Annotated in this window: 1 protein-coding gene; it reads right to left on the bottom strand. The window is 50.2% G+C overall.

Going from position 1 to position 203, the window contains the following annotated elements:
• On the bottom strand, nt 1-188 hold a 188-nt coding region (locus tag QP363_RS13680; RefSeq protein WP_284764894.1), incomplete at its 3' end, for a transposase.
• Nucleotides 189-203: the final 15 nt, after the last annotated feature.

The following is a 203-nucleotide window of genomic DNA, read 5'->3' as shown; positions in this document are numbered from 1 at the left end:
ATCATGCGCATCCGCTTCGCCACAGTCTTACGGTTAAGCGAAATGTGGTAGCGCTCGGCAAGCTCTGCGGTGATCCGAGGAGCACCATAAACCTCATCGGAGTCTTTCCAAATCTGATGAATCTTTCGGTCAACATCATCGTAAAATGCTGCCCGATCATCCTTTCCGGATAGTCGTTTCTGCTGCACATGGGCCCATTTGTA

Source organism: Corynebacterium sp. UMB6689 (genome assembly GCF_030215295.1).
Classification (GTDB): Bacteria; Actinomycetota; Actinomycetes; order Mycobacteriales; family Mycobacteriaceae; genus Corynebacterium; species Corynebacterium aurimucosum.
The sequence above is the reverse complement of the archived record's forward strand: the minus strand, read 5'-3'. Positions and strand labels throughout refer to the sequence as shown.